Here is a 22667-nt window from a genome sequence, read left to right on the forward strand (position 1 = left end):
AAGACCTGATAGCGCGGTGTGCCAGGTAGTTTGAAGGGGGGCGCTGCGCACCCCAGCGGGGCGGTGCGACGTTTCGCTAAATCCCCTCGCCACAACCGTATTCCATGCCAGGTGTTCCGTGTTCCTTAATGACCGGCGGTCTTGGAGAACAGCTGGATCACCACAACCCCCAGCACAATCAGCGCCATCCCCAGCATCGCCGGCACGTCCAGCTTCTGCCCGTAGATGAACAGCGCCGCGACGCTGACCATGACGATGCCCATCCCGGCCCAGACCGCATACGCCACGCCTACCGGGACGCTGCGCACCACCAGGGTCAACATCCAGAAAGCGATGCCGTAGCCCGCGATCACCAGTATCAGGGGCAGGGGTGTGCTCAAGCCTTTCACCGCTTTCATCGAAACGGTGGCAATCACTTCGGCGCAGATGGCGATAGCGAGGTAGTAGTAAGCGTTCATGGGCGTAACCTCTTTGACTGTTGCGTCTTTCGATGTCGCCATTCTAGTGCGCGGCTAGATGCGGTAAAGTCATTACCTATCTGTTAATGAGATAGGTTGGGTCATGAACGTTGAGTGGAATCTTGAGCAATTGCGACTGTTCGTGGGCGTCGCCGAACAGCGTTCGTTCTCCGCCGTGGCCCGGGATCAACGCAAGGCCCAATCGGCCGTCAGCAGCGCGATTGCCTTGCTGGAGGCGGATTTAGGCGTCAGCCTGTTCGAGCGCAGCAGCGGCCGTCAGCCGAAGCTCACGGATGCCGGCGAGGCATTGCTGGAGGAAGCGCGGGAGGTGTTGCGCCAGTGTGAGCGCCTCAATGGCCGGGCCCTGGCCTTGATGCGCGGGCAGGAGGCGTCGCTGCGCCTGGCTCAGGACGAGGCCATGCCCTATCAACCGGTCATCGACAGCCTGGCGGCGTTGGCCGAGCAATTCCCCACCCTTGAGGTGCAACTGGCCAGTGCCGCCCAGGGCGATGTGGCGCGCAAACTGGTGGAGCGTCGCGCTGACCTGGGCTTGTTGTTCTACCACGACCAGATCCCCGAAGCGCTGGAGCGCCGAGTGTTGGGCAGCGTCGAGATGGTCACGGTGTGTAGCAAAGGGCATCCGTTGGCCAACCACGACTACGTGTCCTGTCGGGAAATGGCCCGGCACCGGCAGTTGCTGATGGCGACCCAGTCCAGTGTCTATCCCGGCAGCGAGCAGGCCAGCCCGCAGGTCTGGCGTGCCGACAGCTTTTACGTCCTGGCCGAATGGCTGAGAAGTGGCCTGGGCTGGGCCTGGCTGCCGCGGCATGTGGTGCAATATCCGGCGTACCTAGGCGACATGGTCGAACTCAACAGCGAATGGACCCCGCCGGCCCTGGTGGTGGAGCTGGTCTGGCGTCGCGACGAACCCTTGGGCCCGGCTGCGCGCTGGCTGGCGGAACGTTTTGCCGTGCAGTTGCAGGCGATCGGCTGAAAAAACGATAAACTCCGCCGCCATGAACAGAACTCTCTATAGCGCATTGTTTTACCTGGGGCTGCCATTGGTGGCGATTCGGCTGTGGTTGCGGGCGCGCAAGGCGCCGGCGTATGCCCGGCGCATCGGCGAGCGGTTTTCCTGGGGCCTGCCGGTCATGACCCAGGGAGGCATCTGGGTCCATGCGGTGTCGGTGGGCGAAAGCATCGCTGCCGCGCCGATGATTCGCGCCCTGTTGCAGCGTTATCCACAGTTGCCGATCACGGTGACCTGCATGACGCCCACCGGCTCGGAGCGGATCCAGGCGTTATTCGCCAATGAGCCGCGTATTCAGCATTGTTATTTGCCCTACGACTTGCCGTGCGCTGCCAGGCGTTTTCTTGATCGGGTGCGACCGACGCTGGCGGTGATCATGGAAACCGAGCTGTGGCCCAACCACATCCATCAATGCGCCAAGCGCGGTATTCCCGTGGCCTTGGCGAATGCGCGTTTGTCAGAGCGTTCGGCCCGGGGCTATGCCCGTTTCCCCAAACTCACCCGGCCGATGCTGGCCGAGATGAGCCTGTTTGCCGTCCAGACCGAAGCCGAGGCCGAACGTTTCCGCCAGTTGGGCGCCCGGGCGGAGACCGTCGAGGTCACCGGTTCCATCAAGTACGACCTGACCATCGACCCGCAACTGCTCGAACGCGCCAGTGCCTTGCGCAGCCAATGGCAGGCGACAGATCGCCCGGTCTGGATCGCTGCGAGCACCCATGAGGGCGAAGACGAGGTAGTGCTGGCCGCGCACCGTCGGCTACTCGACAGTTACCCTGATGCGTTGCTGATCCTGGTGCCGCGTCATCCCGAGCGTTTCGACACGGTGCACCGGTTGTGTGAAAGCGAAGGCTTTGCCACGGTCCGGCGTTCCAGCGCGCAGCCCGTTACCGCGCAAGTCTCGGTGTTGCTGGGCGACACCATGGGTGAGCTGCTGTTCCTCTACGCGTTGGCCGATAGCGCGTTCGTGGGCGGCAGCCTGGTGCCCAACGGCGGCCACAATCTGCTGGAGCCGGCGGCGCTGTCGAAGCCGGTGCTCAGTGGGCCGCACCTGTTCAACTTCCTCGAAATCGCCGCGCAACTGCGCAGCGCCGGGGCGTTGCAGGAAGTCGAAGATGCCGAGAGCCTGGCCTGGGCGATACAACGCCTGTTCGAACTGCCCCGGGATGCGCAGCGCATGGCCGAGGCGGGGTTGAAGGTGATGCGCACCAATCAGGGCGCGTTGCAGCGGTTGCTGGAGGGGTTGGGGCGGTTGATCTCCGAACGGTGATCATTGCTCTTGTGGCGAGGAGATTTATCTGTGGCGAGGGGATTTAGCGAAACGTCGCACCGCCCCGCTGGGGTGCGAAGCGCCCCCCCTTCAAACTACCTCACACACCGCGCTGGCAGGTTTTGGGGCTGCTGCGCAGCCCAGCGGGGATAAATCCCCTCGCCACAAGGGTTACTGTTGCTTACTGCGCCGGCCGCGAACGCAATTGCTGCTCCGCCGCCTGCGCCAGGTCTGGCGGCAGGAAGTCCCTGTCCGGGTTGTAGTCGGGCTTGAGGTAGCGTGACAGGTCCTGCAGGTCGGCGGGGCTGAGGGTGCCGGCGGCCTGCTTGAGGCGCAGGTTGTCGAGGATGTAGTCGTAGCGGGCGTTGTTGTAGTTGCGCACCGAGGTGTACAGCTGGCGCTGGGCATCCAGCACATCGACGATGTTGCGAGTCCCCACCTGATAACCGATCTCCGTGGCCTCTACCGCGCTCTGGTTGGAGATGATCGACTGGCGCCGGGCCTGGACCTGTTCCACGTCGGTATTCACCGCGCGGTGCAGGTTGCGGGTGTTCTCCACCACCTGCCGGCGCAGGCCTTCGCGCTGCTGCTCGGTCTGGGTGAGTTGCGAGTAGGACTCGCGCACCTGGGAGCTGGTCAGCCCGCCACTGTAGATCGGGATACTCAACTGCAGGCCGATGGTGCGCTGCTCGGCATCGCCACCGTAACGCTGGCCGGTCGGGCTCGGGTTGGTAAAGCCGAGGCCGTCGTTGTCGCCTTTCTTGTACTGGGCTATCGCGTCGAGCGTGGGTGCATGACCGGCCTTGCGTTGACGCAAGGTGTCTTCGGCGGCGTCGACGGCGTAGTTGCTGGCCAGCAGGTTGAGGTTCTGCTTGGCCGCGGTGTCGACCCAGGCCTTGGCATCATTCGGCACCGGCGGCAGGATCGGCAGCGTGTGGACGATGCCCTGGATCGAGTTGTACTGGCGGTTGGTCAGGGTGATCAATGCTTCGAACGCATCCTCGACCTGGCGCTGGGCAAGGATCCGGTTGGCGCGGGCAGTGTCGTAGCTGGCCTGGGATTGCAGCACGTCGGTCTTGTCCGACAGGCCCACGTCGAAGCGCTCGTTGGACTGGTCGAGTTGACGTTTGAAAGCCGCTTCCTCGGCCTTGGTCGAGGCCAGGTTGTCCTGGCTGCGCAGTACGTTGAAATAGCTCTCGGCGCTCTGCAGGATCATGTTCTGCTCGGTGGCCGACAGTTGCAGCGACGCTTGTTCGTTGACGGATTTTGCCGCCTGCAACTGGAACCAGCGGTCGGCCCGGAAAATGGGCTGGGACAACGTGGCCTGGTAAACCGTGGCGCTGCGGGTGGCGGTCAGCGCCGGCTGGTCGAGCTCGGTACGGGTGTTGTTCAGGTCGGCACCGGCCGACAGGTTGGGCAACAACCCGGCACGGGCCTGGGGCACCACTTCTTTCTGGGCACCGTACTGGGCGCGGGCAGCGGCCAGGTCGGCGTTGTTATCCACCGCTTCCTGGTACACGCTCACCAGATCGGTCCGGGTGGATAAGGGCGCTTCGGCGGCCCAGGCCATTCCATTGGACGCACAAGACACGGCAAGGGCCAGTGAGAGTTTGCGCAGCATGAGGCGATCCCTACTTCTCAAATGATTGCGCACAAGAGGCGCGGCGTAGCGAGTGTAGTTGCGCACGGGCACGGCAACAATCCTGTATATGCGCCATTCATCACGCCTTTTGCTGCGGTGATGGCGTTCTGCGGTGGTTGTGTCTAGACTGGCCGGGTTCTTGTCGGGGTGCCTTGCTATGAGGCTGAGATCGAATAATTTCGGATCCCGTTGAACCTGATCAGGTTAAGGCCTGCGTAGGGAACAAGATTTCTCGTCACCCGGCGAGTCCTCTTGTGCTTCGTCCGGGATGTTGTTCGACCCTCGAACACACTCGTGCATCAAGCACAGCGTCCGCACTGTCGTGCAGGATTGCGTCCATTCGCTACAGGTTCGCTCCGACAAAAATCCACTGCCTGGATGTGTGTCTGGAGAACCCGTGATGACGACAAAATCAAAAAACGCGATCAACCTCAGTGATTCGGCCCAGGTCGATCAGCAATCGGTTCAGCCTTTTACCCGCTCGCAAAAAATCTATGTCCAGGGCAGCCGCCCGGATATCCGCGTGCCGATGCGCGAAATCAGCCTCGACGTGACGCCGACCGACTTCGGCGGCGAAATCAACGCGCCGGTGACGGTGTATGACACCTCGGGCCCGTACACTGACCCGAACGTGATCATCGATGTGCGCAAAGGCCTGGCCGACGTGCGTTCGCCCTGGATCGAGGCCCGTGGCGACACCGAGCGCCTGGCTGGCCTGAGCTCCAACTTTGGCCAGGAGCGCCTGGCCGACCCGGAGCTGACCAAGCTGCGCTTCGCCCACGTGAACAATCCACGTCGCGCCAAGCCCGGTGCCAACGTCAGCCAGATGCACTACGCGCGCAAAGGCATCATCACCGCCGAGATGGAATACGTCGCCATCCGCGAAAACATGAAGCTGGAAGTGGCCCGCGCCGCTGGCCTGCTGGACCAGCAACATGCCGGCCACAGCTTCGGCGCCAGCGTACCGAAGATCATCACGCCGGAATTCGTCCGTGACGAAATCGCCCGGGGCCGCGCGATCATCCCGGCCAACATCAACCACACCGAACTGGAACCGATGATCATCGGCCGTAACTTCCTGGTGAAGATCAACGGCAACATCGGCAACAGCGCGCTGGGTTCGTCCATCGAAGAAGAAGTGGCGAAGCTGACCTGGGGCATTCGTTGGGGTTCGGACACGGTGATGGACCTGTCCACCGGCAAGCACATCCACGAAACCCGCGAGTGGATCATCCGCAACTCGCCAGTGCCCATCGGCACCGTGCCGATCTACCAGGCCCTGGAAAAAGTCGGCGGCGTGGCCGAAGACCTCACCTGGGAGTTGTTCCGCGACACGCTGATCGAACAGGCCGAGCAGGGCGTCGACTACTTCACCATCCACGCTGGCGTGCTGCTGCGCTATGTACCGATGACCGCCAAGCGCGTCACCGGCATCGTCAGCCGTGGCGGTTCGATCATGGCCAAGTGGTGCCTGGCGCACCACAAGGAAAACTTCCTCTACACCCATTTCGAAGACATCTGCGAAATCATGAAGGCCTACGACGTCAGCTTCTCGCTGGGCGATGGCCTGCGTCCGGGCTCGATTGCCGACGCCAACGACGAAGCGCAGTTCGGTGAGCTGGAAACCCTCGGCGAGCTGACCAAGATCGCCTGGAAGCACGACGTGCAATGCATGATCGAAGGCCCGGGCCACGTGCCGATGCAACTGATCAAGGAGAACATGGACAAGCAGCTGGAGTGCTGCGACGAGGCGCCGTTCTACACCCTCGGTCCGCTGACCACCGACATTGCGCCGGGCTACGACCACATCACCTCCGGTATCGGTGCGGCGATGATCGGCTGGTTCGGCTGCGCCATGCTTTGCTACGTGACCCCGAAAGAACACCTGGGGTTGCCGAACAAGGATGACGTGAAGACCGGGATCATCACCTACAAGATCGCCGCCCACGCGGCCGACCTTGCCAAGGGCCATCCAGGTGCGCAGATCCGCGATAACGCCCTGAGCAAGGCGCGCTTCGAGTTCCGCTGGGAAGACCAGTTCAACCTCGGCCTGGACCCGGACACCGCTCGCTCGTACCACGACGAAACCCTGCCGAAGGACTCGGCCAAGGTCGCGCATTTCTGCTCGATGTGCGGGCCGAAGTTCTGCTCGATGAAGATTACCCAGGAAGTCCGCGAGTACGCGGCCAACCAGCGCATCGAGGCGGTGGATGTGGACGTCGCCCAAGGGATGGCGGAGCAGGCTGAGCGGTTCAAGCAGGAAGGCAGTCAGCTTTACAAGAAAGTGTGATCCGAGCTGATGGCGGCGGTGTTTTCACCGCCGCCATCGCGAGCAGGCTCGCTCCCACAGTGGATCGCGGTGTGCACAAATCCTGTGCCTGCCGCCGGCCCCTTGTGGGAGCGAGCCTGCTCGCGATAGCGGTCGCTAAAACAACAAATATCTCTCTGAGACAACCCCCTTGAACATCCAACCCAGCACCTACTCCCCCGACATCGCCGTCCCCACGGACAAACGTGTCTTCGGCGCGCGCGATCTCTTCTCCCTGTGGTTCTCCCTCGGCATCGGCCTGATGGTCTTGCAGGTCGGGGCCTTGCTGGCGCCGGGCCTGGGCCTGAGCGGTTCGTTGCTGGCGATCTTCCTCGGCACACTGGTGGGCGTCCTGCTGCTGGCAGCCGTCGGGGTGATCGGCAGCGACACCGGCCTGTCGGCCATGGCCGCCCTCAAGCTCAGCCTGGGCGGCAAGGGCGCGAGCGTGCCGGCGGTGTTGAATCTGCTGCAGCTGATCGGCTGGGGCTCGTTCGAGATCATCGTCATGCGCGACGCCGCCAGCCTGCTGGGCGCCCGGGCTTTCAGCGAAGGCAGCCTCGGGGCGAATCCGCTGCTGTGGACCTTGTTCTTCGGCGTCCTGGCCACCTTGCTCGCGGTGAGCGGGCCGCTGACCTTCGTGCGCAAAGTGTTGCGCAAGTGGGGCATCTGGCTGCTGCTGGCGGCGTGCACCTGGTTGACCTGGAACCTGTTCGCCAAGGCCGACCTGGCGGCGCTGTGGGCCCAGGCCGGCGACGGCTCGATGCCCTTGGCCGTGGGCTTCGATATCGCGATTGCCATGCCGTTGTCCTGGCTGCCGCTGATTGCCGACTATTCGCGCTTCGGCAAACGCGCCAGGAATGTCTTCGGTGGCACGGCGCTGGGGTTCTTCATCGGTAACTTCTGGCTGATGAGCCTGGGTGTCGCCTACACCCTGGCGTTCGCGCCGAGCGGTGAAGTCAACGCGCTGTTGCTGGCCCTGGCGGGCGCGGGATTGGGCATTCCCCTGCTGCTGATTCTGCTGGACGAGTCGGAAAACGCATTCGCCGACATCCATTCCGCAGCGGTGTCCAGCGGCATGTTGTCGGGGTTGAAGGTCGAGCATCTGGCGTTGGCGATCGGCGTCATCTGCACCCTGGTCGCCTGTTTCGCGCCGTTGGCGCAGTACCAGAATTTCCTGCTGCTGATCGGCTCGGTGTTCGCGCCGCTGTTCGGCGTGGTGCTGGTGGACCACTTCATCCTGCGTAAACGCCGCAGCCAGGTGGTATCCACTTCGTTGCGCTGGCCGGCGCTATTGGCCTGGCTGGGCGGGGTGAGCACTTATCACCTGCTGGCCAATTTCTACCCGGATATCGGCGCAACCCTGCCGTCACTGGTCCTGGCAGGGCTGCTGCAACTGGTGCTGGGCCGGGCTTTCAGCTACGGCCGGGAAACAGCTCGGGCTTGAGAATGCCGTTGAGGCGCGGGTAAGCGATCTTCAGTTCGATGTGGCCCAGGGCGTAAGGCGCAATGGTGCTGGTTTCGTACTTGAGGATCACCCCGCCGTAGGTCAGCGCCACGTTCTGGGTTTTCTGGAAATGCCACTGCTTCAGGAACTCCGGCTCCTGATCCAGCTTGGTGCTGATCAGCCAGCTGTTATGAGCCACCTGAGCCGCTTTCCAGAAGGCTTCTTCCTGGCCCGGCAGCAGCATGTCCGACAGCGCCAGTACCTTGTGCTGCTGGCGCGAATAATTGATGAAACCGCGCCCCGGCGTGCCATGGGCGCCGCCGGTGTCCAGGTAACTGGACAGTTCGATGATCACCAGGCCGTCATGTTGCTCACGTACCTTGGCCTGCAAGTAGCTGCTGGTGCGCGGCGGGGCGCTGCGCAAGAACTGCTCGCGATACGCCGCCAGTGTAGGCGCCACCGGGGTGTCGGGTGTGGTGCGGGTCATTTGCAGCAGGCGCTTTTCGACGATACCGTCCAGGGCGGGTTCGGCCGGAAAGTGCACGGTGTCGATGTTCACCAAGGGGCAGTCGGCGCTGGCGCAGCCTGGTTGCAATTGCTCCGAGGCATCGCGGGTGGTGTCCAGTGGCGTGCGGTAGTTGGGTTGGAACAGGCTTTGGCAGGCACCCAGTGTCAGGGCAATGGCGGCCAGCGAAGCAATTCTGAAAAGCGACATGGGCGTCCTTCATGAAACAGGGAAAGGCAAAAAGTTACCCGCTTCGACTGTCAGCAGGGCAATCAGTTCGCCACTAAACTCATTAGAATTCTTTCACCTTCCGCCGTCCATCCCGATGAGAGGAAAGGGGCTGCATCAAAGGGTACGGGCGCGTTAGGATGGCGCGAAGCCGAGGTAGGAACCTCGAATCGATTGCTCCAGACGAGGACTGCCATGACTGATTTCGCCAACGCCACACCGACCACCGTGGACATTATCAAGCGCGACAGCTGCTACCAGGGTTTCTACAAACTCGATCGCATCCGGCTGCGCCATGAATTGTTCGCCGGCGGCATGAGCCGTGAAATCAGCCGTGAGTTGTTCGTGCGCCATGACGCAGTGTGCGTCTTGCCCTACGACCCGCAGCGCGACGAGGTGGTGTTGATCGAGCAGTTTCGTGTCGGTGCCATGGGCAAGACCCCCAACCCTTGGCTGGTGGAGCTGGTGGCGGGCCTGATCGACAAGGACGAGCAACCGGAAGAAGTTGCTCATCGTGAAGCGCAGGAGGAAGCTGGGTTGGACTTCGCCGCGCTTTGGCCGATGACCAAATATTTTCCATCGCCGGGCGGCAGCGATGAATTCGTACATCTTTACCTGGGGCGTTGCGACAGCACGGGGGCCGGTGGCCTGCATGGGCTTGTGGAGGAAGCCGAAGACATTCGCGTGAAAGCCTGGGCTTTCGAGGATGCCTTGCAGGCGGTGCGCGACGGGCGAATCTGCAATGCGGCCAGCATCATTGCCTTGCAATGGCTGGCCTTGAATCGCGATGAAGTGAGGGGGCTATGGTCTTAAGCAAGCTGCGCGATCGCTATCGCGTCGATCTGGTCGGGCTGCAAGCCGCCTGCGAGGCCAACTACGCCCGCCTGATGCGCTTGTTGCCGGACATGCGCAACGACCCGGCACCGCGCCGCATCGCCGTGACCCACGGCGACCAGATGCTCGGGGTGCTGGCGCTCGAAGTGCTGCAGACCTGTCCGTACACCACCACCTTGCAAGTGCGCCAGGAACACAGCCTGCCCTGGCTGCCGGTGCCGCAGTTGGAGGTTCAGGTCTATCACGATGCGCGCATGGCCGAAGTGGTGAGCGCCGAACATGCTAGACGCTTTCGTGGCATCTATCCTTACCCCAATGCCTCGATGCACCAGCCGGACGAAAAGGCCCAGTTGAATCTGTTCCTGGGTGAGTGGCTGAGTCATTGCCTGGCGCTGGGTCACGAGTTCGAAGTGGTTCGCTAGTGCAGTGCGCTGTCTGTGAACCGGTTCCGGTTCGCGGGTTTCCCCTTTCGATCAACCCCAGCATAATTGCGACTTCATCCAATGGCGTGATCGCGCCTGGGAGCGAGCGATTTGCCGAGCGTATCCACCCTGACCGCCGCCGATCCGGTGTTGCTGGTCCAACTGTCCGACAGCCACCTGTTCGCCGAGGCCGACGGCTCGCTGCTGGGCATGAACACCCGCGACAGCCTGCGGGTGGTCATTGACCTGGTCCTGAAGCAGCAGCCGAACATCGACCTGATGCTTGCCACCGGGGATTTGTCCCAGGACGGGACGCTGCAATCCTATGAAGCGTTCCGCCAGATGAGCGCTCGGATCGATGCGCCGGCGCGTTGGATCCCGGGTAACCATGATGAGCCGCAGGTGATGCTCCAGGCAGCGGTCCAGAGCATGCTGCTCGATCCTGTGGTCGACATCGGGAATTGGCGCATCACCCTGTTGGACTCTGCGGTGCCGGGTTCGGTGCCGGGGTTCCTGGCGCCGGAGCAGTTGATCCTGTTGGCCAATGCTTTGAGCGAGGCGCCGGAGCGGCATCATCTGGTGTGTCTGCATCATCATCCGGTGTCGATCGGGTGTGAGTGGATGGCGCCCATTGGGTTGCGCAATCCGGATGCGTTGTTTGCGGTGTTGGATCGGTTTCCGCAGGTGCGGGGGGTGCTTTGGGGGCATGTGCACCAGGAGGTCGATCAGGTGCGTGAGGGGGTGCGTTTGTTGGCTTCGCCTTCTACCTGTATTCAGTTTGAGCCTGGGTCTGTGGATTTTGCGGTGGGTGAGCAGGCGCCTGGGTATCGGTGGTTGCGGCTTCTGCCGGATGGGCGGGTGGAGACGGGGGTTGAGCGGGTGGTTGGGTTTGAGTTTGTGGTTGATTATGGGGCTGAGGGGTACTGAAGGCTGAGGCTGTACGCTGATCCAATTGTGGGAGCGAGCCTGCTCGCGATGGCGGCCTTACTGGGCTGGGGTACATATCCGTTGCTGCGGTAACGGCTACTTAGGGTTCCGCCCTTACGGCGGGTTACTTTTGGCAAACGCCCCAAAAGTAACCAAAAGGTCTTGGCCCCACCACTCGGCACCTCGCCAAGGCGAGGTGTTCCCTCACTCCGGCATTGCTCCGTGGGCCCGCCGCGAAGGGCCATCCATGGCCCAGCGCGGCTAACCCGGCATCCATGCCGGGTTGCCCACTACGCAATGCCTGCGTTCGGCCGTCGTGGTTAACGGGGCCCAAAGATCAAAAGCAAAAGCAAAAGCAACGGCGAGGCGAGGCGAGGCGGCCTTGTGGCCGGCCTGTTCTTGCGGCTGACCTTGGTCCCCTGTGGGAGCGGGCTTGCCCGCGAAGGCGTCCTGAAGGCCGACCTGTCTCTTGGGCCATACCTCGTCCCGCTGTGGGAGCGAGCCTGCTCGCGATGGCGGCTTTACAGTCGACCTGAATCTGTGGGAATGGTCGGACATTCAGGTGGAATTTTCCGACGAGTTCTGGCGGTTGCCGGGTGGGAAGGGTTCTCGCTAACCTTTTTCGGTCGCTGCAATCAGCGACCGGGCCTGGAAAACCCGAAGAGTAAAAGGCGTAACAGTGCACCACGTGAGATACTGCCGTGCTTTAGCTGTGCAGTTCTGCGTTATGGCGGCTGTGCGTGGGAGACTTTCGAGTCTGCCGGGTTTTCCTTTTACCTCGGTTTTTCCAGCCCTCGCATAGCTGCCACCTCTCGACTGGAAAACGAGACGTGGCGGTTCCACTTGGTAAAAGGAACCTCACCATGTTCAAAGTTACCCCCAATCCCCCAAAAACCGATCCCACCGCACCCCACACCGGCCTCGACGCCAAAAAACTCGACGAAGCCGCCGAACGCGCCCTCAACTTCTACCTCGCCCCAAAACCCCAGGCCAAAAAGAAACCATCCCCCGGCCAGCTATTCACCGTCGTCGAAGACCTGGACAGCGAAACCCTCCTGGCCAACCTCAGCGAAACCCTGGCCTCGGCCAATGCGATGCTCAACGACCTGGCCTTCAACCTCGAAGGCTCCAACCGGCATATAGCCTTCGGCGTCCAGCAGATGGTCGAACTCAGTGAGCTGCTGGCAAACCGAGCACTTGACGTCGTCGGTCCCCGATAAGTCAGCACTCCCTGTGGCGAGATCTAGCGAAACGTCGCTTTTTGCTTTTGCTTTTGCTTTTGCTCTGTTTTTGATCTGAAGGCCCCATTAACCACGCTGGCCGAACGCAGGCATTGCGTAGTGGGTAACCCGGCATGGATGCCGGGTTAGCCGCGCTGGGCCATGGATGGCCCTTCGCGGCGGCCCACGGAGCAATGCCGGAGTGAGGGCACACCGAGCGTAGGCGAGGTGCCGAGTGGTGGGGCACAGACCTTTGGTTACTTTGGGGCGTTTGCCAAAGTAACCCGCTGTAAAAGCGGAACCGTAAGCCGCCGTTACCGCAGCAATGGATATGTACCCAATAAGGCCGCCATCGCGAGCAGGCTCGCTCCCACAAAAAGCAGGTATAAATACCTTGTACGGAAAGCATGTCCCCCAAACACCCCCAATCTCCCTGTAAACTCCGGCCTTTGCCCTCAAACCCAGGGAGTTGGCATGTCGGCTTCGATCCTCTACATCCACGGCTTCAACAGCGCCCCAGCCTCAACCAAGGCCCGTCAACTCATCGACGTGATGACCCGCCTGGGCCTGGGCGATCAGCTGCAGGTGCCAGCCCTGCACCACCACCCCCGCGAAGCCATGGCCCAATTGGAACAGGCAATTGCACAACTGGGGCGGCCGCTGCTGGTCGGCAGCTCGCTCGGCGGCTACTATGCGACTCACTTGGCCGAGCGCCACGGCCTCAAGGCGCTGTTGATCAACCCTGCGGTCAGCCCCCATCGGATGTTCGACGGCTACCTGGGCACGCAAAAGAATTTATACACCGATGAAACCTGGGAATTGACCCACGATCACGTCACGGCCCTGGCTGCATTGGAAGTGCCGGCGCCCCAGGATCCACAGCGGTATCAGGTATGGTTGCAAACCGGTGACGAAACGCTGGATTATCGCCACGCCCAGCAGTACTACCGTGCCTGTGCCTTGCGCATCCAGGCCGGCGGCGACCACAGTTTCCAGGGGTTTGCCCAACAGTTGCCGGCGCTGTTGAGTTTTGCCGGCATTGGCGCCGATTTGTACCAGGCGATCGACTTCACCTCGCTGTGAGCCATCGCCCCTTTTTCATTCGAACACTGACGACGAGACCCCATGGCCACTCCCAGCGCTAGCTCCTATAACGCAGACGCCATCGAAGTCCTCTCGGGCCTCGACCCGGTGCGCAAGCGTCCCGGCATGTACACCGACACCAGTCGGCCGAACCACCTCGCCCAGGAAGTCATCGACAACAGTGTCGACGAAGCCTTGGCCGGGCACGCCAAATCGGTGCAGGTCATCCTGCACGCCGACCATTCGCTGGAGGTCAGCGATGACGGCCGTGGCATGCCGGTGGACATTCACCCCGAAGAGGGGTGTCGGGCGTCGAGCTGATTCTCACCAAGCTCCACGCGGGCGGTAAGTTTTCCAACAAGAACTACCAGTTCTCCGGCGGTCTGCACGGGGTGGGTATTTCCGTGGTCAACGCCTTGTCGACCCAGGTTCGGGTGCGGGTCAAGCGTGACGGCAACGAATACCAGATGACGTTCGCCGACGGCTACAAGGCCACCGAGCTGGAAGTGGTCGGCAGCGTCGGCAAGCGCAACACCGGCACCAGCGTGTATTTCGCGCCGGATCCGAAGTATTTCGACTCACCGAAATTTTCCGTCAGCCGCCTCAAGCATGTGCTCAAGGCCAAGGCCGTGTTGTGCCCGGGGCTGTCGGTCAGCTTCGAGGACAAGGCCACCGGCGAGAAAGTCGAGTGGCATTACGAAGATGGCCTGCGCTCTTACCTGGTGGACGCGGTCAGTGGTTTTGAGCGCCTGCCCGACGAACCGTTCTGCGGCAGCCTGGCCGGCAACAAAGAGGCGGTCGACTGGGCGCTGTTGTGGTTGCCCGAGGGGGGCGAGAGCGTCCAGGAAAGCTACGTCAACCTGATTCCCACGGCCCAGGGCGGTACCCACGTCAACGGGTTGCGCCAGGGCCTGCTCGATGCGATGCGTGAGTTCTGCGAATTCCGCAACCTGCTGCCCCGTGGGGTGAAGCTGGCGCCGGAGGACGTGTGGGAGCGCATTGCCTTCGTGCTGTCGATGAAGATGCAGGAGCCGCAGTTCTCCGGGCAAACCAAGGAGCGCTTGTCGTCCCGTGAAGCGGCGGCGTTTGTGTCCGGTGTGGTCAAGGATGCGTTCAGCCTGTGGCTCAATGCCAACCCGGAAACCGGTCTGGCCCTGGCGGAGTTGGCGATCAGCAACGCCGGCCGTCGTCTCAAGGCCAGCAAGAAGGTCGAGCGCAAGCGCATCACCCAGGGGCCGGCGTTGCCGGGCAAGCTCGCCGATTGCGCGGGGCAGGACCCTATGCGTTCCGAGCTGTTCCTGGTGGAAGGTGATTCTGCCGGTGGCTCGGCCAAGCAGGCTCGAGACAAGGAATTCCAGGCGATCCTGCCGTTGCGGGGCAAGATCCTCAACACCTGGGAAGTGGACGGCAGCGAAGTACTGGCCAGCCAGGAAGTGCACAACATCGCCGTGGCCATCGGGGTCGATCCGGGCGCGGAGGACATGAGCCAGTTGCGTTACGGCAAGATCTGCATCCTCGCTGACGCCGACTCCGACGGCCTGCACATCGCCACCTTGCTGTGCGCCTTGTTCGTCCAGCATTTCCGTCCGCTGGTGGACGCCGGTCACGTCTACGTCGCGATGCCGCCGCTGTATCGCATCGATTTGGGCAAGGAAATCTACTACGCCTTGGACGAGGCCGAGCGAGACGGCATCCTTGACCGGTTGGTGGCCGAGAAGAAGCGCGGCAAGCCACAGGTCACCCGATTCAAGGGTCTGGGCGAGATGAACCCGCCGCAGCTGCGCGAAACCACCATGGACCCGAACACCCGTCGCCTGGTACAGCTGACCCTGGACGATTTCGCCGCGACGTCGGAAATGATGGACATGCTGCTGGCGAAGAAACGTGCCGGCGATCGCAAGTCCTGGCTCGAGTCCAAGGGCGATCTGGCCGAGGTGTTGGCCTGATGCGCAACGGTTTCGCCCTGGCGCTGTTGCTGTGGGCGGGGGCCGTGTTCGCTGGGCCTGCACCGGAATTGAAGTTGCTGTCCGAGCACGCTGTCGACGGCATGCGCGGCGGCAATCTGTCCGGGCTGGCCCTCTGCGGCGATGAGATGTGGACGGTGTCGGATCGCGACGATGACCGCATTTATCGCCTCGACACCTCCGGTGATGGGGCCTGGCCTGCCCAGGCGTTGATCATCGACGTGCCGCAGGCGCCGGACAGCGGTTTGCCCTGGGGGCTGAGGTCGCGTACCTGGGCGGCGTCGTTCCTGCGCGGTGGCGAGCTGGATTTCGAAGGCATCAGCTGCGACAGCGCTGGCAATCGCTATGTGGTCAGCGAATCCCATGCCGCCGTGCTGCAGGTGCCGCCGCTGGGCGAAGTGTCCTGGTTGAAGATTGCGCCGACAATGATCCGCGAGGCCCGTGCCAGCGGTATGTTGCTGCATTTCAATGCATTGTTCGAAGGCCTGGCGGTGAACCCGGCCGGCGACCGGCTGTGGCTGGCGGCGGAACGGGAGCGACGTGGTGTGCTGTTGATCAAGCGTCAGCAAACGGTGTGGGACTGTGACGGTCATTGTGTGCTGTTGAGCGAAGCCGGGCAGGAAATGCAGCCAGCGCAGTTTCCCAATGCCAAGGCGGTATCTCGGGATTTTGCCGACCTGTCCCTGTTCGACGGCAAGCTGTTCACCCTGGAGCGCAACGCCTTTCAAATCTGCCGCCGCGACCCCCAGACCGCTGAAGTCGAGCGCTGTTGGTCGTTTGCCGCCGAGGCCTTGCAGGACAATCGTCGCTATTCCCAGGCCTACGGGCTGGCCGAGGCGCTGGTGGTGGACGCCAAGGGCGCCTGGGTTGGCCTGGACAACAATGACGGGCCGCGGGCCGACGGCGAAGAACGGCCGATTATCTGGCGCTTCGCTGCACCCGATGGTGGCTGGAGCGCCTCGCCATGAGCCGGCCACCCCTGAACCTATTTGAATCTACCCAGCGCGATGGCAGCATGCCGTTGCGCCAGACAACGAACTGATGAGGCCCGCATGAGCGACATTCTTGCAGACAGCTTGGACGGCGTAGAGCGCCGATCGCTGGCTGACTTCACCGAAAATGCCTACCTCAATTACTCCATGTACGTGATCATGGACCGCGCCCTGCCGCACATTGGCGACGGCTTGAAGCCGGTCCAGCGGCGGATCGTCTATGCCATGAGTGAGTTGGGACTGGACGCCGATTCCAAGCACAAGAAGTCGGCGCGGACCGTCGGTGACGTGCTCGGCAAGTTCCACCCCCACGGCGATTCGGCCTGCTACGAAGCCATGGTGCTGATGGCCCAGCCGTTCAGCTACCGCTACACCTTGGTGGATGGCCAGGGTAACTGGGGGGCGCCAGACGATCCCAAGTCGTTCGCGGCCATGCGTTACACCGAGGCGCGGCTGTCGCGTTATTCCGAGGTGCTGCTCAGCGAGCTGGGTCAGGGCACGGCGGACTGGGGGCCGAACTTCGACGGCACCCTCGATGAACCCCTGGTTTTGCCGGCACGTTTGCCGAATATCCTCCTCAATGGTACCACTGGTATCGCCGTGGGCATGGCCACTGACGTACCGCCCCACAACCTGCGGGAAGTGGCCACGGCGTGCGTGCGTCTGCTGGACGAGCCGAAAGCCACGGTGGAGCAGCTCTGCGAGCACATCCAGGGCCCGGACTATCCGACCGAAGCGGAAATCATCACCCCGCGCGCCGATTTGCTGAAAATCTACGAGAGCGGCCGCGGTTCGGTGCGCATGCGCGCCGTGTATCACATCGAAGACGGCGACATCATCGTCACCGCGCTGCCACACCAGGTCTCCGGGGCCAAGGTTCTGGAGCAGATTGCCGCGATGATGCAGGCAAAACCGTCGAAGGCGCCGCAAGTGGCCGACTTGCGTGACGAGTCGGACCACGAGAACCCATGCCGCATCGTGATCATTCCAGTCAACAGCCGGGTCGACCACGACGCTTTGATGCAGCACCTGTTCGCCAGCACCGATCTGGAGTCTAGCTACCGGGTCAACATCAACATCATTGGCTTGGACGGCAAGCCGCAGTTGAAGAACCTGCGGGCGTTGCTGGTGGAATGGCTGGAGTTCCGTGTCAAAACGGTGCGCAGACGTCTGCAGTTCCGCCTGGACAAGGTCGAGCGGCGCCTGCACCTGTTGGACGGTTTGCTGATTGCTTACCTCAACCTGGACGAAGTGATCCACATCATCCGCACCGAGGAGCATCCGAAGGCGAGCCTGATCGAGCGCTTTGCCTTGAGTGAAATCCAGGCCGACTACATCCTCGACACCCGCCTGCGGCAATTGGCGCGGCTGGAAGAGATGAAATTGCGTGCCGAGCAGGATGAATTGCTCAAGGAACAGGCCAAGCTGCTCGCCTTGCTGGGTAGCGAGGCCAAGCTCAAGAAGCTGGTGCGCACCGAGCTGCTCAAGGACGCCGAAACCTATGGCGACGACCGTCGTTCGCCAATCGTGGAACGTGCCGAAGCCAAGGCACTCAGCGAACACGATCTGCTGCCGAACGAGAAAGTGACCGTCGTGCTGTCGGAAAAAGGCTGGGTGCGCTCTGCAAAGGGTCACGACATCGACGCAGCAGGGCTTTCCTACAAGGCCGGGGACGGTTTCAAGGCTCTGGCACCGGGGCGCTCGAACCAGTTTGCGGTGTTTATCGACTCCACCGGGCGCAGTTATTCGGTGGCGGCTCATACCCTGCCATCGGCTCGCGGCCAGGGAGAACCGCTGACCGGTCGTCTGACGCCACCACCGGGTGCAACTTTTGAGTGCGTGCTGATGCCTGATGATGACGGGCTGTACGTTATTGCGTCGGACGCCGGCTACGGGTTCGTCGTCAAGGGTGAGGATCTGCAAGCCAAGAACAAGGCGGGCAAGGCACTGTTGAGCCTGCCAAACAACGCCAAGGTCATTGCGCCGCGCCCGGTCTTCGACCGCGATAACAACTGGCTGGCTTCGGTGACGACCGAAGGGAGGCTGCTGGTGTTCAAAATCAGCGATCTGCCACAATTAGGTAAAGGTAAAGGGAATAAGATCATCGGAATTTCCGGCGAACGGGTCGCCAGCCGTGAGGAATATGTCACGGATATTGCAGTGTTGCCGGAGGGTGCCACGCTTGTGCTGCAAGCTGGAAAGCGTACGCTCTCACTCAAAGCAGACGATCTTGAGCATTACAAAGGTGAACGTGGTCGGCGGGGCAACAAGCTTCCAAGGGGTTTTCAGCGGGTCGATGCACTGCTCGTCGAAAACCTCAATTAAGCGTGCTAGACAGCTCGGTCTGCGATTAAAAGCCGCAGATCGATGCTTTCGCGCTGGAGTCGGAACGCATATTCACGGATGATAGGCCCTTTCAAGCGCCGGCGTGGCCGAGCGTTCTTCATAATGACCGAGTACTTTTTCACTGTGGTAAGCCTTGTGGCCGCCACCTGGATGGAACGATGACTGCTCTGCGCCTTCCTATTCTATGGCTCGCCGGCCTGCTTGGCCTGGCGGGTTGCAGCGTCCATCAACCAGTGTCGCTGTATCAGCTCGACAGTGGCAACCCGGCCCAACCTGCGCAAAGCACAGGCATGGCTGTATTGCTGGGCCCGGTGTCGATCGCCGACTACCTGCAACGCGAAACCCTGCTGCAACGCCAACCTGACGGTAGCCTGCAGGCTGCCACTGACGGTCGCTGGGCCGGCAGCCTCTCCTCGGACATCGACCAGTTGCTGCTGCGCCAAGTGGCCGGGCACCTGGACAGCCAGCGCGTGGTATTGGCACCGGCCACCCAGGGTTTCACCCCGGACGTCCAGGTGCTGCTGTCGATCACCCGCCTGGATTCGGGCGAAGCGCAACCGGCGGTGCTCGATGCCCAATGGCGGTTGATCGACCGTCGCGGCAAAGTTCGTGAGAACCGCATCGTTCATCTGCAGGAGCAACATACCGGCGGTACTGCTGCACAGGTCCAGGCTCAGGGCGTTCTGCTGCAGCGTTTGGCCGAGCAGCTGTCTGTCGCGCTCAAACCATTGGCCAACCAGCCTCCGCTGGTCGAGGCCGCACCGCGCAAGTCGGCACCTGCCCAGGCCAAGCCTGTGGAACCGGAGAAGTCGCCAAAGATCCCGATGGCCTTGCCGATTCGTACCGACATGGAAGTGTTCAGGTTCTGATCACCAGACTGGATGCAAGACAAAGCCCGCATTGATGCGGGCTTTGTTGTTTCTGCGGGATAGAACTTTGGCGCCTGGGCTGGCCTCATCGCGCGCAGGCTCGCTCCCACAGGTCCAGAACCACAGATATCCCTCACAGGTTCAGCGCTGTCCTTGTGGGAGCGAGCCTGCTCGCGATGAGGCCAGCGAAGGCCACAAAAAAGCCCGCAGACAATCACTCATCTGCGGGCTTAGTCATTCCAGCGATCGGGACTCAGGCCTGGCGCTCATGCATACGCGCCAGCTGCCGCTCCAGCATCGAAGGGTACGGCTCCATCAAGCGCTCCACGCAGCATGCGCCTTCGGGGCTGGCGATGGGGCGGATGCGGGTGCGCTGGCGAATCAGGGCATCGTCGTTGATCTTGCGCTCCACCAGCAGCAGGTTGCGGCTGTGTTGCGACAAGGCCAGGGCGTCCTGGGCGGTTTCGGTCAGCAGCAGGTCGATCTGGCTCAGGCCGAACAGGCCGTCGCCCAGGGTCAGGCCCAATTGCAGTTGCAGGGTGATGCCGCTGTCGGCGACTTCGATCTGTAATTGATGACCCAGGGCCCGCAGCAGTTCACCGCAGCAAATGGCGTTGGTCAGGTAATCGTCGCCGCTGTCTTCGGTATGGAACAGCATCAGGGTGCTGCCGTCGTTCAGGGTGTGCAACTCGCCCTGGTAGAGCGAGGCGGCCTGGTCGAGGCAATCGCGGTAGCGTTCGAGCAGTTCCTTCAGGCGGGCCTGGGGCAGGCGACGCAGTTGGTCCTGAGCGCCCAATTGCACGGCCAGCACGGCGCTGTGCTGTGGCTGGTTCGAGGCGGCAGGCCTGGCGAGCGGTTGCGGTTGCCCGGCAATCGACTCGTCTCGCAGGTCGGCGAAGGCGTCGTCATCTTCTTCGTCTTCAACCGCCCGTACCACATGGCGAGGCGCGGGCCTGGACGTCGGCATCGGCTGGCTTTCGTCGAAGCCGGGATCACGCAGGTTGCGCACCTCGAACTCCGGTTCGGCCTCATCGTCGACGTAGTCGATGTCCTCGGGCTCCGGCACGGGCGCAGGTTCCGGCGCGAAGCTGGCGTGCAGCTGCCGAGCCAGATCGCCGATTTCGTCCTGGCGCTGGGTGGCCGGGGTGTGTTCGTCGATGTCTCGCAGCCAGACCCGTAGCTGCAGGAGTGGCGTGGAGAGGTGCCGCCCCAGGCGCAGGCTCAAGGCCAGCGCCAGTGCCAGCAGTATCGCGCTGAGGATGCCCATGCTTTGCAGGCTGATGGTCATCGGTTGCTGGAACTGGTCCATGTCCAGGCTGATGCGCAGTTGTCCGGCGGTCACGTCCTGGAAGGTGATCTTGCTCTGGTACATGCCGCCGGACTCGCCCAGCAGGCCCGGCTTGGGACGCTGGCCGGCCTCGGCGAGGATGCGGTTGTCCACGCTGTAGATGGCGGCGTGGGCCACCAGCTTGTTCTTGGTCAGGTTGTTGAGCAGCACGTTGAGGCTGAGGATGTCGTTGGACACCAGCAGCTCGGTGGCGGACGTGGCGGTCTGGGTGGTCAGGCTTTCCCCCAGGGCATCGGCCTGCTCGTGCATCGCCTGCTTGAATTGCAGGCCCATTACACAGGCATAGATGACCAGGGCCAGGGCGACCAGGATCACGTTATGGCTGGCAATGCGCAATGCAATCGGCACGCGACGATGGCGCAGTGCACGGAAGATCAGCAGGAAGAAGTTGTCGGTTTTGACTGGCGTGGGCCGGTTCACTGAGCTCGGCTCTTTGTCCGTGAAATTGACGCGCAGTATAGCGACAGCCCCATGACCGGCAAAGCACTGGCGGTGCCCGATGGTCACTGAAAGTGGGTAGAATGCGGTTTTTTTCCACCTGCGGGGGTGCGCCTTGCGCGAAATCGTCCTGATAAACATCACTGGCAGCGACCGTCCGGGTCTGACTGCGGCCATTACCGGCGTTCTGGCCCAGGGTGGTGTGAACATTCTCGACATCGGTCAGGCGGTGATCCACGACACGCTGTCGTTTGGCATCCTGGTTGAAATCCCGGACGCCGAACAGAGCAAGTCGGTGCTCAAAGACATCCTGTTCACCGCTTACAAGCTCGATCAACAGGTCCGTTTCACGCCGGTGTCCGAAGCGGACTACCAGCACTGGGTGGCTGGCCAGGGCAAGAAGCGTCACATCGTTACCCTGTTGACCCGCAAGGTCACCGCCGAGCAGTTGCAGCGCGTCAGTTCGATCACCGCCCAATACGGCCTGAACATCGATCATATCGACCGCTTGTCCGGGCGCATGCCGCTGGACACCCCGGCGGACAAGGGCAAGGGTTGCATCGAGTTTTCCGTGCGCGGCGAGCCGGCTGATCCCCAGGCGTTGCGTGCCGAGTTCCTGAGCGTGGCCCAGGAACTGAACGTCGACATCGCATTCCAGGAAGACTCGCTGTTCCGGCGTAACCGGCGCCTGGCGGTGTTCGACATGGATTCGACCTTGATCGAAGCCGAAGTCATTGATGAGTTGGCCAAGGCTGCCGGCGTGGGCGACAAGGTGTCGGCCATCACCGAGCGGGCCATGGCCGGCGAGCTGGATTTCCGCGCCAGCTTCAAGGAGCGCCTGGCGTTGCTGCAAGGCCTGGACGTCAGCGTGCTGGACGCCATAGGCGCCTCCCTGCGTCTGACGGAAGGTGCCGAAACTTTGTTCGCCGAACTCAAGCGCCTGGGCTACAAGACGGCGATCCTGTCCGGTGGCTTTACCTACTTCGCCAAGCAGTTGCAGGCCAAGCTCGGCATCGACTACGTGTTCGCCAACGAGCTGGAAGTGGTGGACGGCAAGGTCACCGGCGTGGCCGTCGAACCTATCGTCGATGCCCAGCGCAAAGCGGACTTGCTACGGGAACTGGCCGAAAAAGAAGGCCTGCGCCTGGAGCAGACCATCGCCGTGGGTGACGGTGCCAACGACCTGCCGATGCTGGCGATAGCGGGCCTGGGCGTGGCATTCCGGGCCAAGCCGCTGGTCAAGCAATCGGCCAGGCAGGCGATCTCCACCCTGGGGCTGGATGGGGTGTTGTACCTGCTCGGTTTCAGGGATCGCGACGGGCAGCTCTGAACCAGGGCCTGT

General features: G+C 62.3%; 17 protein-coding genes, 1 pseudogene and 1 riboswitch. Of the genes and pseudogenes, 14 read left to right on the forward strand and 4 right to left on the reverse strand.

Annotated elements, in window-relative coordinates; genetic code table 11:
* Positions 1–125: 125 nt before the first annotated feature.
* Positions 126–458, reverse strand: a complete 333-nt coding sequence (locus PCOSP_RS02490; RefSeq protein WP_139646806.1) for a DMT family transporter — start codon at positions 456–458, stop codon at positions 126–128.
* 103 nt (positions 459–561) lie between these two features.
* Here PCOSP_RS02490 and PCOSP_RS02495 point away from each other — a divergent pair, with 103 nt between their 5' ends.
* On the forward strand, positions 562–1452 hold the full coding sequence (locus PCOSP_RS02495) for a LysR family transcriptional regulator (RefSeq protein ID WP_139646804.1): 891 nt from the start codon (positions 562–564) through the stop codon (positions 1450–1452).
* A gap of 22 nt (positions 1453–1474) precedes the next feature.
* Positions 1475–2755, forward strand: coding sequence for a lipid IV(A) 3-deoxy-D-manno-octulosonic acid transferase (waaA, locus tag PCOSP_RS02500; RefSeq protein WP_464710244.1), 1281 nt, complete (start codon positions 1475–1477; stop codon positions 2753–2755).
* 181 nt (positions 2756–2936) lie between these two features.
* Here waaA and PCOSP_RS02505 read toward each other — a convergent pair whose 3' ends face one another.
* Complete coding sequence (locus PCOSP_RS02505) at positions 2937–4376, reverse strand: TolC family outer membrane protein (protein ID WP_139646800.1); 1440 nt, start codon at positions 4374–4376, stop codon at positions 2937–2939.
* Between the two features lie 154 nt (positions 4377–4530).
* A riboswitch (TPP riboswitch) is annotated at positions 4531–4636 on the forward strand.
* A gap of 161 nt (positions 4637–4797) precedes the next feature.
* On the opposite strand from PCOSP_RS02505, the gene thiC reads away from it, so the two are divergent.
* Both thiC and cytX read left to right on the forward strand, forming a co-directional pair.
* Positions 4798–6687, forward strand: a complete 1890-nt coding sequence (gene thiC / locus PCOSP_RS02510; RefSeq protein ID WP_024781424.1) for a phosphomethylpyrimidine synthase ThiC — start codon at positions 4798–4800, stop codon at positions 6685–6687.
* 169 nt (positions 6688–6856) lie between these two features.
* The gene (gene cytX, locus PCOSP_RS02515) at positions 6857–8149 is read left to right on the forward strand and encodes a putative hydroxymethylpyrimidine transporter CytX (RefSeq protein ID WP_464710245.1); all 1293 of its coding nucleotides are present in this window, start codon (positions 6857–6859) and stop codon (positions 8147–8149) included.
* Here cytX and PCOSP_RS02520 read toward each other — a convergent pair.
* The gene (locus tag PCOSP_RS02520; protein ID WP_139646796.1) at positions 8118–8864 is read right to left on the reverse strand and encodes a DUF3298 domain-containing protein; all 747 of its coding nucleotides are present in this window, start codon (positions 8862–8864) and stop codon (positions 8118–8120) included. The two genes, cytX and PCOSP_RS02520, sit on opposite strands and share 32 nt — an antisense overlap.
* A gap of 213 nt (positions 8865–9077) precedes the next feature.
* Here PCOSP_RS02520 and PCOSP_RS02525 point away from each other — a divergent pair, with 213 nt between their 5' ends.
* From PCOSP_RS02525 to PCOSP_RS02565, 9 genes and pseudogenes are all read left to right on the forward strand, one after another.
* On the forward strand, positions 9078–9695 hold the full coding sequence (locus tag PCOSP_RS02525) for an NUDIX domain-containing protein (RefSeq protein ID WP_464710247.1): 618 nt from the start codon (positions 9078–9080) through the stop codon (positions 9693–9695).
* Positions 9686–10138: a DUF1249 domain-containing protein gene (locus PCOSP_RS02530; protein WP_024781420.1), complete on the forward strand. Its 453-nt coding sequence runs from the start codon at positions 9686–9688 to the stop codon at positions 10136–10138. The genes PCOSP_RS02525 and PCOSP_RS02530 overlap by 10 nt, the downstream gene beginning before the upstream one ends.
* Positions 10139–10249: 111 nt before the next feature.
* Complete coding sequence (gene cpdA, locus PCOSP_RS02535) at positions 10250–11065, forward strand: 3',5'-cyclic-AMP phosphodiesterase (RefSeq protein WP_464710248.1); 816 nt, start codon at positions 10250–10252, stop codon at positions 11063–11065.
* 863 nt (positions 11066–11928) lie between these two features.
* Positions 11929–12285, forward strand: a complete 357-nt coding sequence (locus PCOSP_RS02540) for a DUF6124 family protein (protein ID WP_464710250.1) — start codon at positions 11929–11931, stop codon at positions 12283–12285.
* A 474-nt stretch (positions 12286–12759) separates the two neighbouring features.
* Positions 12760–13368, forward strand: coding sequence for a YqiA/YcfP family alpha/beta fold hydrolase (locus PCOSP_RS02545; RefSeq protein WP_047700387.1), 609 nt, complete (start codon positions 12760–12762; stop codon positions 13366–13368).
* Between the two features lie 42 nt (positions 13369–13410).
* Positions 13411–15314: pseudogene (gene parE, locus PCOSP_RS02550) on the forward strand (DNA topoisomerase IV subunit B).
* Complete coding sequence (locus PCOSP_RS02555; RefSeq protein WP_139646788.1) at positions 15314–16300, forward strand: esterase-like activity of phytase family protein; 987 nt, start codon at positions 15314–15316, stop codon at positions 16298–16300. The pseudogene parE and the gene PCOSP_RS02555 overlap by 1 nt, the downstream one beginning before the upstream one ends.
* An 84-nt stretch (positions 16301–16384) precedes the next feature.
* A complete protein-coding gene (gene parC, locus PCOSP_RS02560; protein ID WP_041022085.1) occupies positions 16385–18649 on the forward strand; it encodes a DNA topoisomerase IV subunit A in 2265 nt (754 codons plus the stop codon).
* Between the two features lie 179 nt (positions 18650–18828).
* A complete protein-coding gene (locus PCOSP_RS02565; RefSeq protein ID WP_139646786.1) occupies positions 18829–19539 on the forward strand; it encodes a PqiC family protein in 711 nt (236 codons plus the stop codon).
* A gap of 253 nt (positions 19540–19792) precedes the next feature.
* On the opposite strand, the gene PCOSP_RS02570 is transcribed toward PCOSP_RS02565, so the two are convergent.
* Complete coding sequence (locus PCOSP_RS02570) at positions 19793–21307, reverse strand: AhpA/YtjB family protein (RefSeq protein WP_041022087.1); 1515 nt, start codon at positions 21305–21307, stop codon at positions 19793–19795.
* A 133-nt stretch (positions 21308–21440) separates the two neighbouring features.
* On the opposite strand from PCOSP_RS02570, the gene serB reads away from it, so the two are divergent.
* Positions 21441–22655 carry a phosphoserine phosphatase SerB gene (gene serB, locus PCOSP_RS02575; RefSeq protein ID WP_041022088.1) on the forward strand — a complete coding sequence of 405 codons (1215 nt, stop codon included), beginning with the start codon at positions 21441–21443 and terminating at the stop codon, positions 22653–22655.
* Positions 22656–22667 lie beyond the last annotated feature (12 nt).

It is taken from the genome of Pseudomonas sp. MAFF 730105 (assembly GCF_055380705.1).

Excerpts from the sequence above, each read along its gene's own strand:
- parC (WP_041022085.1), top strand. The coding sequence starts at position 16,385 with ATGAGCGACATTCTTGCAGACAGCTTGGACGGCGTAGAGCGCCGATCG.
- PCOSP_RS02530 (WP_024781420.1), top strand. The coding sequence starts at position 9,686 with ATGGTCTTAAGCAAGCTGCGCGATCGCTATCGCGTCGATCTGGTCGGG.
- thiC (WP_024781424.1), top strand. The coding sequence starts at position 4,798 with ATGACGACAAAATCAAAAAACGCGATCAACCTCAGTGATTCGGCCCAG.
- PCOSP_RS02555 (WP_139646788.1), top strand. The coding sequence starts at position 15,314 with ATGCGCAACGGTTTCGCCCTGGCGCTGTTGCTGTGGGCGGGGGCCGTG.
- PCOSP_RS02525 (WP_464710247.1), top strand. The coding sequence starts at position 9,078 with ATGACTGATTTCGCCAACGCCACACCGACCACCGTGGACATTATCAAG.
- PCOSP_RS02505 (WP_139646800.1), bottom strand. The coding sequence starts at position 4,376 with ATGCTGCGCAAACTCTCACTGGCCCTTGCCGTGTCTTGTGCGTCCAAT.
- PCOSP_RS02545 (WP_047700387.1), top strand. The coding sequence starts at position 12,760 with ATGTCGGCTTCGATCCTCTACATCCACGGCTTCAACAGCGCCCCAGCC.
- waaA (WP_464710244.1), top strand. The coding sequence starts at position 1,475 with ATGAACAGAACTCTCTATAGCGCATTGTTTTACCTGGGGCTGCCATTG.
- PCOSP_RS02490 (WP_139646806.1), bottom strand. The coding sequence starts at position 458 with ATGAACGCTTACTACTACCTCGCTATCGCCATCTGCGCCGAAGTGATT.
- PCOSP_RS02540 (WP_464710250.1), top strand. The coding sequence starts at position 11,929 with ATGTTCAAAGTTACCCCCAATCCCCCAAAAACCGATCCCACCGCACCC.
- PCOSP_RS02520 (WP_139646796.1), bottom strand. The coding sequence starts at position 8,864 with ATGTCGCTTTTCAGAATTGCTTCGCTGGCCGCCATTGCCCTGACACTG.
- PCOSP_RS02565 (WP_139646786.1), top strand. The coding sequence starts at position 18,829 with ATGACTGCTCTGCGCCTTCCTATTCTATGGCTCGCCGGCCTGCTTGGC.
- PCOSP_RS02495 (WP_139646804.1), top strand. The coding sequence starts at position 562 with ATGAACGTTGAGTGGAATCTTGAGCAATTGCGACTGTTCGTGGGCGTC.